Genomic DNA, 13,120 nt, shown 5'->3' on the forward strand with positions numbered 1-13,120 from the left:
CGGTGAGCACCGCGGCGGCGAACGCGAGGCCGTACGCGTACAGCGCGGCCTCGGGCGCGAGCGCGAGGATGACGAACGCGGAGTCGCCGGCGGTCGCGGCGAGCGTGGCGGCGACGGTGCCGAAGGAGACGCTCCCGCGGAGGTACAGCGGCATCACGACGATGGCGCCGCCGCAGCCGGGCGTGAGGCCGAGGAGCGCGCCGGCGAGCGGCTGGAGGCGCTCGCTGTCTTCGAGGCGCTCGAGCAGCGCGCCGCGCGTGTAGTACTGGAGGAGGCCGAAGGCGAGGACGGTGACCGCGACGAACGCGCTCACCTGCACGTAGGCGTCGCGAATCGAGACGAGGAAGACATCCGCGAGTTCTGAGACCATAATTAGACGAGTCTAATCTAGAGTTTCGCCCACTAGAATTTATAGGTTCGGGTACTCCTGCTGCTGGCGACGAGTGCGAAACGGCGCAAACGCGGTCGACTACTGCGAGGACGCTTCCCGCAGCACGTGCAGCGACACCGGGACGTTCGCCGCGACGAGCCCGAACGCGGCGCCGAGGAACGGGTCGACGCCGAGCGACGGGCCGAGCAGGTAGCCGGCCGCGAAGCCGATGGGGTCGAAGACGACCGCCAGCAGAATCAGCTGTTTCTCGAACGACAGCCCCTCGAACCGCTGTGCGAGTTTGCTCGCCATCGTAACTGGCTCGGGATTTCCCCCGCGAGCACGTAAGTCGTCGGCGCGCTCGCAGCCGCCGAGAAACCGCGGTTTCAGTCCGACTGCGCGGCTCGCGACTCCCGATGGTCGCCGTTCGTGACGACGTGGCGCACCATCTGCCCGCCACGCGGACCGTAAGGCAGAGGGACACCCCACTCGAAGTCGGCCCATGGACCAGAAGCGGGAGCTGACGAGCGTCGACCTCGTCGCCCTCACTGCGGAACTCAACGGCTATCAGGGGGCGAAAGTCGACAAGGCCTACCTCTACGGCGACGACCTCCTGCGGCTGAAGATGCGGGACTTCGACCGCGGCCGGGTGGAGTTACTCGTCGAAGTCGGGGACACGAAGCGCGCGCACGTCGCGGCCCCCGAGCACGTGCCGGCGGCGCCGGGCCGACCGCCGAACTTCGCGAAGATGCTGCGGAACCGGCTGTCGGGCGCGGACTTCCACGAGGTCCGCCAGCACGGCTTCGACCGGATTCTGGAGTTCGAGTTCCGCCGCGAGGACCAGGACACGACCATCGTCGCGGAGCTGTTCGGGGACGGCAACATCGCGGTCGTCGACCAGAACGGCGAGGTCGTGGACTCGCTGGACACCGTCCGGCTGCAGTCCCGGACGGTCGCGCCGGGCTCCCAGTACGGCTTCCCGAGCGCTCGCGTCAACCCCCTCGACCTCGACTACGAGGGGTTCGCGGCGAAGATGCGCGAGTCGGACACGGACCTCGTGCGCACGCTCGCCACCCAGCTGAACTTCGGCGGGCTCTACGGCGAGGAGCTCTGCACGCGGGCGGGCGTCGAGAAGACCAAGGACATCGACGACGCGGGCGAAGACGAGTTCCGCGCGCTCTTCGAGGCCAGCGAGCGCCTGCTCGACGACATCCAGTCCGGGAACCTCGACCCCCGCGTGTACTTCGAACCCGGCGACGGCGAGGACGAGGACGGGCGCGCCGAGCGCGGCCAGCGCGTCGACGTCACGCCGCTCGCGCTCGAGGAGCGCAGCGACCTCCCGTCGGACGCGTTCGACCGGTTCAACGACGCCCTCGACGACTACTTCACGAACCTCGACACGACCGAGGAGGAGGAGAGCGGGGAGGCCACGCAGAAGCCGGACTTCGAGCAGGAGATCCAGAAGCACCGCCACATCATCAAACAGCAGGAGCAGGCCATCGAGGACTTCACCGAGCAGGCCGAAGCCGAGCGCGAGAAGGCCGAACTGCTGTACGCGAACTACGACCTCGTCGACGACCTCCTCTCGACGGTGCAGGACGCCCGCGACGCGGGTCACGGCTGGCAGGAGATCGCGGAGACGTTCGAGGAGGCCGCGGGCGACGTCCCGGGCGCGGACGCGTTCGCGGGCGTCAACGAGTCCGAGGGGACGGTTCGCGTCCGAATCGACGACCACACCATCGAGGTCGACCCGTCGTGGGGCGTCGAGAAGAACGCCGACGACCACTACCAGGAGGCCAAGCGCATCGAGGAGAAGAAGGAGGGCGCCCGCGCGGCCATCGAGAACACCCGCGAGGACCTCGAGGCCGCGAAGCAGCGCCGAGAGGAGTGGGAGGCCGAGCCCGAGGAGCCCGAGGACGAAGACGAGCAGGACGTCGACTGGCTCTCGCGGTCGTCGATTCCGATCCGCAAGCAGGAGCAGTGGTACGAGCGGTTCCGCTGGTTCCGCACCTCGGACGGCTTCCTCGTCATCGGCGGCCGGGACGCCGACCAGAACGAGGAGCTCGTGAAGAAGTACATGGACCGCTACGACCGGTTCTTCCACTCCGCGGCCCACGGCGGCCCCGTCACCGTGCTGAAGACGTCGGCGCCGAGCGAGCCCTCCAAGGACATCGAGGTCCCCGAGTCGAGCAAGCGGCAGGCCGCCCAGTTCGCGGTCTGCTGTTCGTCGGTCTGGAAGGACGGCCGCGGCTCCGGTGACGCCTACATGGTGTCGCCCGACCAGGTGTCGAAGACGCCCGAGAGCGGCGAGTACCTCGAGAAGGGCGGGTTCGCCATCCGCGGGGACCGCACGTACTTCCGGGACCTGCCCGCGGAGTGGGCGGTCGGCATCAGCTGCGAGCCGCACACGCGCGTGCTCGGCGGCCCCATCGACGCCATCGTCGAGGACGTCGAGACGGCGATCGAACTCGAACCGGGCCGGTACGCGCAGGGTGACGCCGCCAAGCGAATCTACCGGGAGTTCCGCGAGCGCTTCGCCGACGAATCGTTCGTCCGGAAGGTCGCCAGCCCGGACGAGATTCAGAAGTACATGCCACCCGGTGGGAGCCGAATTCGAGATTAGAATCCTCTTGCGGTAGTTCTCATCCGCCTTCGACGTGAGTTATCGAGAACGCCCAGAAAGCCCCGAGGCTGTAGACTCGGTGCGCTCGCTGCGCGCTTCCCTCGCTACGCTCGGTCCAGTGCTTACGTCGCGCGCCTTCGTCTACAGCCTCGCCCCTTTCAGTCCCACCTGTTACCGGCTGTCCAACCGGCTACGGGTGGACTGAAAGGGCGGCGGGCTTGCGCTTGTGTGGTCGTCTCGCGACGCAAGCACCGCAGGAACGAGCACAGCGAGTGACGAGGAGCGCGGCGAGCGAACGACCGCGAGCCCGCCGAGGCTTTCTGGCAGACGACGGCGGTACAAATCGCGGACATCACGGAATGTCTCAATCCAGGGCGCGAGAGTAGCAGGACACTTGGGCGTCCCCCGCCTCCGTCCGCGTATGCAACTGAAGGAGCGCCGGCAGGTCGAGGGCGGCGGGGAGCGCATCACGCTCGTCCCCGAGAGCCTCGACGACCTCTGGCACCTCGCGTACGTCCTCGAGCCCGGGGACCTCGTGGCCGGGGACACCCACCGCCGCATCCAGCGCAACGACGACCAGATGCGGGACACGGGCGGGGAGCGCGAGCACATGCACGTCACCATCGACGTCGAGGACGTGGAGTTCCACAAGTTCTCGAACCGCCTCCGGGTGTCGGGCACCATCGCGGACTGCTCCCGCGAGGACCAGCTCGGCCTCCACCACACGCTGAACGTCGAGGAGCGCGAGGAGATCGAGGTCGAGAAACACTGGAAGCCCGACCAGCTCGAACGCCTCAACGAGGCCGTCGAGGCGACCGACCAGCCCGACGTCGCCATCGCCACCGTCGAAGAGGGCGAGGCGTACATCCACGTCGTCCAGCAGTACGGCGTCGACGAGTACGGCTCGTTCACCGGGACGACCGGGAAGGGCGAGTACGCCCGCTCCCGCGAGGAGCTGTTCGAGGACGTCGCGAGCGCGCTCTCGCACCTCGACGCGGACGCCATCATCCTCGCCGGCCCGGGGTTCACGAAGCAGGACGCTCTCGACTACATCGAGGAGGAGTACCGCGACCTCGCGGACAAGATCACGACCGTGGACACGAGCGCGGTCGGCGGCCGCGGCGTCCACGAAGTGCTGAAGCGCGGCGCCGTCGAGGACGTCCAGGAGGAGACGCGCATCGCCGAGGAGTCCGAGCTCATCGACGAGCTCACCGACCAGATTGCGACCGACGGGAAGGCCGCCTACGGCATCGAGGAAGTCGAGCAGGCCGTGGAGTTCGGCGCGGTCGAGACGCTGCTGATTCTGGACGAGCGCCTGCGGAAGGAGCGCGCCGGCGAGGGCGACTGGGACGTCGACGTCAACGACCTCGTCACGCAGGTCGAACAGCAGGGCGGGGACGTCACCGTGTTCAGCCACGAGTTCGCGCCCGGCGAACAGCTCCGCAACCTCGGCGGCGTCGCCGCCATCCTCCGGTACCGGATGGAGTGAGGGGCAACGGCTTTCTCGGTGGCGCCGCGAGGTGGCAGCGTGGCGGGACTGACACTGCTGGACGTGGGGCTTGCGCTGGTGGCGCTGGCCGCCGCCGGCCTGCTCGCGCGCCGGGTCGCCAGTCGGTCATTCCCGCGTACCTCCTCGTCGGCATGCTCCTCGGGCCGCACGCGCCCGCCCTCTGGGGGTTCCGGCCGACGGTCGTCGCCGACCCGGAGACCGTCTCGCTGGTCGCCGACCTCGGCGTCGTCCTGCTGTTGTTCTTCGTCGGCCTCGAGCTGAGTCTGGACGCGCTCGTCGAGAAGGGCGACCGCGTGCTCGCTGGCGGCGCCATCGACGTCGGCGTCAGCCTCCCGCTCGGGTTCGCGGTCGGCGTCCTGCTGGGCTTCGACTGGGTGGCGTCGCTCGTGCTCGCGGGCGTCCTGTTCAACTCCTCGACGGTCATCGTCGCGAAGCTCCTGCTGGAACTGGACTGGATCGCCAACCCCGAGAGCGAGGCGATTCTCGCGGTGGTCGTCGTCGAGGACGTGGCGACCGCGGGCTACCTCGCGGTGCTGTCGGCGGTCCTGCTCGGCGCCACCGACCTCGGCGCGCTCGCGACCGACGTCGCGGTCGTGGTCGCGCTCGTCGCGGCCGGGACGGTCGTCGCGCTCCGCGGGACGAACCTCGTCGAGCGCCTCCTCGACGTCGAATCCGGCGAACTGTTCGTGCTGCTCGCGCTCGGCGTCGCCGCGACCGTCGCCGGCCTCGGCGAGCACTCGGGCGTGAGCGCCGCGGTCGCGGCGTTCCTCGTCGGCACCGCGGTCGGTCGGACCTCGCTGACGGACCGCGTGGAGGGGCTGCTGGCGCCGTCCCGTGACCTGTTCGCGGCGCTGTTCTTCCTCTCGGTCGGCCTCGCGACGGACCCCGCGCTCGTCACGCGGGAAGCGTGGGCGGTCGCCGTCGCGGTCGCCGTCACGATTCCCGGCCAGTACGTCTCCGGCTACTACGCCGGCCGGCAGTTCGACCTCGAGCCGTCGCGGGCGTTCCGCGTCGGGTCCGCGCTCGCGCCCCGCGGCGAGTTCGCGCTCGTCATCGCCGCGCTCGCCGCCAGCGTCGGCACCACGCCCGTGCTCACCGAGCGGGTGCCCGCGTTCACCGTCGGCTACGTGCTCGCGACGAGCGTCCTCGGCACGTTCGCGATGCGGTACAGCGACCAGTTGTGGGCGCTCCTGCCGGTCGCGGACCCGCAGTGAACGCCCGTCGGTCGCCGCGCGCCGGCGGTGGGCTTTTGCGGGCGCCCGTCGAACCGTCGGTGATGCCAGTCCGCGAGACGGACCTCCCCAACGTCGGCCGCAAGTTCGAACTCGACCTCGCCGACGGCGGCCAGCTCTCGGTCGTCATCGGCCACGACGGCACGCGGACGCTGTACCGGCTGCCCGAGCGCGGCGGGGACGCCGAGCGCGTCGCCGAGCTCACCGGCGAGGAGGCCCGGCAGTTCGGCGCCATCCTCGGCGGCGCGTACTTCCAGCCCGCGGAATCGGAGACCGCGGACGTCCCGGTCGGCGACGGCCGCATCGAGTGGTTCGACGTCCCCGCGGACTCGCCGCTCGCCGGGAGTTCGGTCGCCGACTCCGCGCTCCGGACGGAGACCGGCGCGACCCTGTTGGCCATCCAGCGCGGCAGCGACACCATCGCGAACCCCGACCCCGGGGAGGTCATCGAACCCGGCGACGTGCTCGTGACCCTCGGCACGCAGGAAGAACAGCGGGGGCTGGGCGCGCTCGTCAACAAGGACAGCGACGTTTGACTACGCGATGTCGACGACGAGGCCGTCCCGCGCGACCGCGACGTGGCCGTCGAAGTGCTCGCTCACCGCGTCCCGCATCTCGCGGTGTTTCCCCTCCGTGTGCGGGTAGAGGTGCGTGAGGTACAGTTCTTCGACGTCCACGCCCGCGAGGGACTCGCCGAGCTGGGTCGGCGTCGGGTGGTTCGAGACGTCGACCTCGTCCGGGAACGAGCAGTCGTGGACGAGCACCTCGCAGCCGTCCGCGAACTCCCCCATCCCCGCGAACGCCTCCGTGTCCGCGCTGAACGCGAGCGCGCCGTCGAACTTGTACGCCAGCCCCGGCATCGAGTGCCGCGTCTCGATGGCCTCGACGTCGAACCCCGCCACCGCGAAGCTCCCGACGTCGACCTCCCGCAGCGTGAGGTCCACGCGGCCCTGCAGGTACTCGTGGACGTCCAGCAGGTCCGTCACCAGCCCCTCCGTCCCGGTCGGCCCGGCGACGGTGAGCTCTTCCTCGCCCGCGAGCCACCGCGCCTTCAACAGCGGCAGCAGGTCGCTCACGTGGTCGAGATGGTGATGGGTCAGGAGGACGGTGTCCACGCCCTCGTAGCCCACGTCCGTCCGCGCGAGCGTGTGCAACACCCCGCTCCCGCAGTCCACCAGCAGGCGCTCCTCTGACTTCTCGAGGAGGAGGCCGGTCTGCATCCGGTCGCCCGTCGGCATCGCCGCTCCCGTCCCGAGGAACGTCAGTCGCATACGAGAACGCGCGACTGGAAGGCGGTTAACGGTTCTGGGTAGGTGTCCGTGGACAGTTGTCGTTGTCGCGTCCGCGCACTTCGTCGTCGACGACGCCTCGAAAGCCCCGGCGGGCTCGCTCACGGGTCGCTTCGCTCCCCGTTCGCGGTTTTCGTGGCCTCCCTTCGGTCGGCCACGCACTCGCGGTCGCTCGCTCGCCGCGCTCCTCGCTTCGCTGCGGTGCTCGCGTCGCGAGACGACCAGGCAAGCGCGAGCCCGCTGCCCCTTTCAGCCCACCCGTAGCCGGCCGGCCAACCGGTAATTGGGCGGACTGAAAGGGGCTGCTCGCTCGACTCCCGGGCCTCGCTGTGCTCCTCGCTCACTACGTTCGCTGCGGTGCTTGCGTCGCCGGGTTCGCCGAGCGAGCAGGGGCTTTCGAGGTGTCGTAAGCGACGGCACCCCCGAAAGCTCTGGAACAAACCAAAATTCCTAGCGGCGTCAGACACTTGCCGCACGGGAGCCAAACACACGCGAACGATGGGGTTCGAGTCGGAGGCGACGACGCGGTCGGGCGAGTCCTCGGACCGCGAGGTGTTGGACGCGCTCGACCCGGCCGTCCGGGAGTGGTGGGTCGACCGCTTCGGCTCCCCGGAGCAGGACGGCGGCTGTCTGACGCCGCCCCAGCGGGAGGCGATTCCGCTGATTCACGCGGGGGAGAACGCGCTGGTGGCGGCGCCCACCGGGTCGGGGAAGACCCTCGCGTCCTTCACGGCGATTCTGAACGAGCTGTTCGAGCGCGAGCGCGCCGAAGGCCTCGACAACGAGGTGTACTGCCTGTACGTGTCGCCGCTGAAGTCGCTCGCGAACGACATCGAGCGGAACCTCGCGGAGCCGCTGGCGGGCATCGGCGACCGGCTCGCCGAGCGCGGCGTGGAGACGGACGTCCGGCAGGCGATCCGCCACGGGGACACGAGCAGCTACGAGCGCCAGCAGATGCTCGAGGAGACGCCGCACATCCTGAACACGACGCCGGAGACGCTCGCCATCCTGCTGAACTCGCCGAAGTTCCGGGAGAAGCTCCGGAGCGTGGAGTACGTCGTCGTCGACGAGATCCACAGCCTCGCGGACTCCAAGCGCGGCACGCACCTCTCGGTGAGTCTGGAGCGGCTCCAGCGGCTCGCCGGCGACTTCACGCGCATCGGCTGTTCGGCGACCGTCGAGCCGCTGGCGGACATCGCGCGCTACCTCGTCGGGTTCGACCGCGCTGAGGACGGCTCCGCGGACGAGCCGAGCGGGCAGGGCCCGCGAGGCAGCGACGGGGCGCGGAACTGCGAGATCGTGGACGCGCGGTTCGCCCGCGACTACGACCTCCGGTTGTCGTGTCCGACGCCGGACCTCGTGAACGCCTCGAAGGGCGCCATCAACGACGCGTTCTACGAGGAGCTCGGTGACCTCGTGGACGCGAACGAGAGCACGCTCGTGTTCACGAACACGCGGTCGGGCGCCGAGCGCGTCCTCGAGAACCTCCGCGAACGCGGCGTCGTCGGCGAAGAGGAGTCGGCGTGCCACCACGGCAGCCTCTCGAAGGACCGCCGGCAGGCCGTCGAAGCCCAGCTCAAGGAGGGGTCGCTGTCGGTGACGACGACGTCGACGAGCCTCGAACTCGGCATCGACATGCCCCACGTCGACCTCGTGGTGCAGGTGGGGTCGCCGAAGTCCGTCGCGAGCCTGCTCCAGCGGGTCGGGCGCGCGGGCCACCGGCCCGGGCGGACGGTCACGGGGCGGGTCATCGCCTTGGACCGGGACGAGCTCGTGGAGTGCGCGGTGATGCTCCGGCAGGCCGAGCAGGGGTTCGTCGACCGCGTGCACATCCCCGAGCGCGCCCACGACGTCGCCGCACAGCACGTCTACGGGATGGCCATCGAGGGGCCGCTGCCCGAGGCCGAGGTCCGGGCGACGCTGCGGTCGGCGTACCCGTACCGGGAGTACGGCGACGACGACTTCGAGCGGCTGTTCCGCTACCTCACGGCGGAGTACGACGGCCTCGAGGACCGGAACGTGTACGCGAAAATCTGGCGCGACGAGAACGACCCGCCCGGCGGGGACGACGGCGACCCCGACGACCCCACCTCGGGGACGCACCACTACCCCGAGTTCGCGGTCGGGGAGCGCCTCGTCGGGAAGCGCGGGCGGCTCGCGCGCCGATTCTCCTCCAGAACCTCGGGACGATACCGGACTCGTTCACGGTGAACGTCTACGTGCGCGGCGACGACGAGTGGGTCGGCCAGCTCGACGAGAGCTACCTCGACACCCTCGAAGCCGGGGACGTGTTCGTGCTCGGCGGCGACCGGTTCGCGTACCGCTACCGGCGCGGGTCGAAGGTGTACGTCGACCGCACGAGCGAGCGCGCGACCGTGCCGTCGTGGTTCTCCGAGCGCCTCCCGCTGTCCTACGACCTCGGGCGGGAGATCGCGCGCTTCCAGTCCGAGCTCGTCGCGAAACACGAGGCGGGCGGCGCGGCCGCGGTCCGGCGCTGGCTCCGCGAGTTCCCCGTGGACGCGAACGCCGTCCGGGCGCTCGCCCGGATGTACGACGACCAGATTCAGTACGCGGGCGTCGACAGCGTCAGCACGACCGACCGCGTCGCCGTCGAGGAGGTCAAGGACCGCGACGAGTACCGGCGGCGCTACCACGTCCGGACGCCGTACGGCCGGCGGTTCAACGACGGCCTCTCGCGGCTGCTCGCCTATCGCTGCGCGAACGAGGCGAACGCGAACGTCGCGGTCTCCGTCGCCGACAACGGGTTCACGCTCGCGATGCCGCTGAACCGGAAGGTCGACGTCGCGGAACTGCTCCGGCAGACCGACCCCGGCGAGGCCCGCGAGACGCTGCGGGACGCCCTCGACGGCACGGACCTCCTCCAGCGGTACTTCCGCATCGACGCGACGCGCGCGCTGCTCGTGTTGAAGCGGTACAAGGGCCGGGAGAAGTCCGCGAGCAAACAGCAGGTCGCCAGCGAGATGCTGCTCGGGTTCGCCGAGGACCTCGAGGACTTCGCCGTCCTCGAGGAGACCTACCGGGAGCTCATCGAGGACAAACTCGACCTCGCGGGCGTCCGCGAGGTCCTCGCGGCGGTCCAGTCCGGGGACGTCGAAGTCACCGAGACGACCCTGCAGTCGCCGTCGCCGCTGTCGTTCGGGCTGGCGACGCTCTCGGCCAGCGACGTGGTGCTCGCCGACGACGAGGACGCCGTACTGCGGGCGTTCCACGAGCGCGTCCGCGAGCACGTCGACGACTGACGCGGTCCGCGTTCGCACTCCCCGCGATTCTCCGGTCGGAGCGGCGACGCATTAACGGTCTGCCGCGCGATAGGTGGGCTATGGCAGGACGCGTGCGCGACCGGTCGGCCGACGGCGTCGTCCACTGGTGGTTCTACGCGTACGCCGCGTTCGGCTTCGTCGCCGCCGTCGCGCACGGGTTCGTGGTCGGGTGGAGCCTCGCGGTCGCCCTCGAGACGGTCATCCTGTTCGCGCTGTCGGGGTCGCTCGTGTACTCCGGGGTCGACGCCCGCGGCCGTGACGTCAGCCAGCCCGGGCTCGCCCGCGCCGCCGGCCTGACCGTGCTCACTGGCCTGAGTTTCTCGCTTTTGGCGGTCGCCGTCGCGCTCATCTGGCAGCTGGAGGGCCACCCGGTCGTCGACGTCGAGTTCATGGTGGTGTTCGCGATGTGGCTGGGGCTGGCGGTCGGCGCGCAGGCGAGCCTCTACGTGGTCGCCGCCGAGGAGAAGCGCCGGCGGCTCGCGGACCTCGTGAAGCTGTTGACGATGAACCAGCGGGTTCTCCGGCACAACCTCCGGAACGAGCTGTCGGTCGTCGACGGCCACCTCCAGAACATCGAGCGCAGGGTCGGCGACGGCGACCGCGACGTCGAGGTGGCCCGCGACCACGTCACGAAGATTCTGGAGACCAGCGAACGCACGCGCCGGATTCTGGGCATCTGGGAGAGCGACAACTGCCGCGACCAGGACGCGGGCGCGGTCCTCGCTGCGGCCGTCGAGCGCCTCCGGGACGACTACCCGGGCGTCGACGTGGAGGTCGCTGCGAGCGACGACGCCGTGGTGTCCGCGCACTCCGCGCTCGACGACGCGATGTACGAGGTGCTCGCGAACGCCGTCGAGCACAACGACGACGTGTCCATCTCGGCGTCCGTGACGAACCCGCCGGGCGACGAGGTCGTCGTCGAAGTCACGGACGACGGCTCGGGGATTCCCGGCCGCGAGTACGACATCCTCGAACAGCCCGAGGAGACGACGCTCTCGCACGCCAGCGGGCTCGGCCTCTGGCTCGTGTACTGGACGGTCCGGGAGTCCGGCGGCTCCGTGGAGTTCGTGGAGGACGAGGACGGCACGACGGTGCGGTTCCGGCTGCCGGACGCGACGGCGAAGCCCGGGCTCTGGGGGCGGCTCGTCGGCCGCTCGCGGTGACGGTCAGCCGAAGTACGCGCGCAGGACCGCGCCGAAGCCCGTGACGCCGACGAGGAGCGCGACGAGGCCGCCGACGCCGGTCGCCGCGAGCGCGCCGTTGATGGCGGCCGCGACGAGCAGCGCCTTCAGCCAGCCGTCCTCGTGGCCGACCAGCCGGTCGGCGATGGCGAGGTACGCGACGGCCGCGCCGACCGCCCAGACGACGTACGCGACGAGCGCCAGCGGGAGCGCGACGACGATGCCGACGATGGTGAACACGAGCAGCAGCGTCACGACGAACAGCGCGAGCGCGCAGAGGAGGCCGTACGCGAACGAGCCCACGGGGTCGTCGAGGACGTCCGCCATCAGCTGTTCGGTGCGGTCGGGGTAGACCGCGACGGCGATTGCGCCGACCACCAGCGTCGTCAGGAACGCGCCGACCGCGCCGCTCGCCAGTCCCTGTCCGAGCGAGACGTTCACGTCCAAACCCGTCTCCGAGAGCGCGATCAGTTGCGTCGCCGCGTCGACTGCGAGCGCCTTCATCGACGTGAGCTTCGACGGCTACCCGGATAAAGACAGAGGGGACGGCGAACGTCCCCGCGAGACGGCTCGAACGCTCGTCGTCGCCCCTAGCCGAGCGACGCCCAGTCGACCATCCGGTCGTACAGCGGCTCCGAGCGCAGCGCCGCCTCGTCGCCGACGAGCACGAGGCTCTTCTTCGCGCGAGTGAGCGCGACGTTCACGCGCCGGTGGTCCTCGAAGATGGGGCCGTCGAGGCTCCCGGTCGCGACGAACGAGACGACGATGACCTCCTTCGAGGAGCCCTGGAAGCGGTCCACGGTGTCGACGGCGACGCCGTCGGGGACGCGCCGCCCGATCTCCGCGACCTGCGCGCGGAACGGCGCGATGACGCCGACGTCGGCGGGGTCGACGCCCGCGTCGACGTACTCGCGGACGATTTCCCCGACCCGCTCGGCCTCCGCCGGGTCGACGTGCGCGTCGCTCGTCCCGGGCACGTCGTGGAACGAGACGCCGTTCTGGACCGCACCGCCCGTCTCGACGCCGAGGTCGGCCAGCGTCTGGCCGGCGACTCCGCCCGCCGCGGGGCGGAGCTGGCCGTCGTAGAACTCCGTCGAGGAGAACGCCTGGATGCGCTGGCTCATCCGGTACTGCTGGTCGAGCATCACGGACGCCTCCGGGTGGGTCTCGTGGAGGCGCTCGAACAGCGACGTCGACAGCCGGCCGCCCGAGCGCACTACCGGCGGGAGCTGTTCGTGGTCGCCGACGAGCACGAAGCGCTCGCCGCGGTTGATGGCCGCGAGCGTGTCCGGTTCGGTGAGCTGGCTGGCCTCGTCGACGAGCACCACGTCGAACTCCTGCTCGCGCATCACCCGGGAGCCGCAGGTCGCCGTCGTCGCCGCCACCACGTCCGCGGTCTGGAGCGCTCGCGCGCACTCCGCTGGGTCCCCGGACTGGTCCAGGCGGAGGTCCCGCATGTCCTCGCGGACGCCCGTGGAGGTCCCGACGCGGACGATATCTTCATGTCCCTGCTCCCGCAGGGCCTCGAGCGCGTTGTCCACCGCGCGGTTCGTGAACGCCGACAGCAGCACGCGGTCGCCGCGGTCGACGAACTCCCGGATGAGGGTCGCGATGGTGTACGTCTTCCCCGTCCC

At 70.4% G+C, this 13,120-nt stretch carries 10 protein-coding genes and 1 pseudogene; 6 read left to right on the forward strand and 5 right to left on the reverse strand.

The window, feature by feature from the left end; translation table 11 throughout:
- Together GJ634_RS10750 and GJ634_RS10755 are read right to left on the reverse strand one after the other, a co-directional pair.
- Nucleotides 1–370 (reverse strand): putative manganese transporter (locus tag GJ634_RS10750; protein ID WP_197425494.1); only part of this gene is annotated, 370 nt, incomplete at its 3' end.
- A gap of 99 nt (nucleotides 371–469) precedes the next feature.
- Entirely contained in the window at nucleotides 470–682 is a 213-nt protein-coding gene (locus GJ634_RS10755) for a hypothetical protein (protein WP_157502792.1), read from the reverse strand.
- Between the two features lie 190 nt (nucleotides 683–872).
- Between GJ634_RS10755 and rqcH the strand changes: the two genes are divergently transcribed.
- From rqcH to GJ634_RS10775, 4 genes are all read left to right on the forward strand, one after another.
- Nucleotides 873–2,993 carry a ribosome rescue protein RqcH gene (rqcH, locus tag GJ634_RS10760; protein WP_157502793.1) on the forward strand — a complete coding sequence of 707 codons (2,121 nt, stop codon included), beginning with the start codon at nucleotides 873–875 and terminating at the stop codon, nucleotides 2,991–2,993.
- 421 nt (nucleotides 2,994–3,414) lie between these two features.
- On the forward strand, nucleotides 3,415–4,482 hold the full coding sequence (locus tag GJ634_RS10765; protein WP_157502794.1) for an mRNA surveillance protein pelota: 1,068 nt from the start codon (nucleotides 3,415–3,417) through the stop codon (nucleotides 4,480–4,482).
- A complete protein-coding gene (locus tag GJ634_RS10770; protein ID WP_331714115.1) occupies nucleotides 4,479–5,717 on the forward strand; it encodes a cation:proton antiporter in 1,239 nt (412 codons plus the stop codon). The genes GJ634_RS10765 and GJ634_RS10770 overlap by 4 nt, the downstream gene beginning before the upstream one ends.
- A gap of 62 nt (nucleotides 5,718–5,779) precedes the next feature.
- A complete protein-coding gene (locus GJ634_RS10775) occupies nucleotides 5,780–6,271 on the forward strand; it encodes a cation:proton antiporter regulatory subunit (protein ID WP_157502796.1) in 492 nt (163 codons plus the stop codon).
- On the opposite strand, the gene GJ634_RS10780 is transcribed toward GJ634_RS10775, so the two are convergent.
- Complete coding sequence (locus GJ634_RS10780; protein ID WP_157502797.1) at nucleotides 6,272–7,006, reverse strand: MBL fold metallo-hydrolase; 735 nt, start codon at nucleotides 7,004–7,006, stop codon at nucleotides 6,272–6,274.
- Between the two features lie 516 nt (nucleotides 7,007–7,522).
- Between GJ634_RS10780 and GJ634_RS10785 the strand changes: the two are divergent.
- Nucleotides 7,523–10,284 (forward strand): annotated as a pseudogene (locus GJ634_RS10785) (ATP-dependent helicase).
- An 80-nt stretch (nucleotides 10,285–10,364) separates the two neighbouring features.
- Complete coding sequence (locus tag GJ634_RS10790; RefSeq protein ID WP_157502798.1) at nucleotides 10,365–11,468, forward strand: sensor histidine kinase; 1,104 nt, start codon at nucleotides 10,365–10,367, stop codon at nucleotides 11,466–11,468.
- 3 nt (nucleotides 11,469–11,471) lie between these two features.
- On the opposite strand, the gene GJ634_RS10795 is transcribed toward GJ634_RS10790, so the two are convergent.
- Nucleotides 11,472–11,990 carry a hypothetical protein gene (locus GJ634_RS10795; protein ID WP_157502799.1) on the reverse strand — a complete coding sequence of 173 codons (519 nt, stop codon included), beginning with the start codon at nucleotides 11,988–11,990 and terminating at the stop codon, nucleotides 11,472–11,474.
- A gap of 86 nt (nucleotides 11,991–12,076) precedes the next feature.
- On the reverse strand, nucleotides 12,077–13,120 hold a 1,044-nt coding region (locus tag GJ634_RS10800), incomplete at its 5' end, for a DEAD/DEAH box helicase (protein ID WP_157502800.1).

The organism is Halobacterium sp. CBA1126, assembly GCF_009741975.1.
Taxonomy (GTDB): Archaea; Halobacteriota; Halobacteria; order Halobacteriales; family Halobacteriaceae; genus Halobacterium.

Excerpts from the sequence above, each read along its gene's own strand:
- GJ634_RS10755 (WP_157502792.1), bottom strand. The coding sequence starts at position 682 with ATGGCGAGCAAACTCGCACAGCGGTTCGAGGGGCTGTCGTTCGAGAAA.
- rqcH (WP_157502793.1), top strand. The coding sequence starts at position 873 with ATGGACCAGAAGCGGGAGCTGACGAGCGTCGACCTCGTCGCCCTCACT.
- GJ634_RS10765 (WP_157502794.1), top strand. The coding sequence starts at position 3,415 with ATGCAACTGAAGGAGCGCCGGCAGGTCGAGGGCGGCGGGGAGCGCATC.
- GJ634_RS10775 (WP_157502796.1), top strand. The coding sequence starts at position 5,780 with ATGCCAGTCCGCGAGACGGACCTCCCCAACGTCGGCCGCAAGTTCGAA.
- GJ634_RS10780 (WP_157502797.1), bottom strand. The coding sequence starts at position 7,006 with ATGCGACTGACGTTCCTCGGGACGGGAGCGGCGATGCCGACGGGCGAC.
- GJ634_RS10790 (WP_157502798.1), top strand. The coding sequence starts at position 10,365 with ATGGCAGGACGCGTGCGCGACCGGTCGGCCGACGGCGTCGTCCACTGG.
- GJ634_RS10795 (WP_157502799.1), bottom strand. The coding sequence starts at position 11,990 with ATGAAGGCGCTCGCAGTCGACGCGGCGACGCAACTGATCGCGCTCTCG.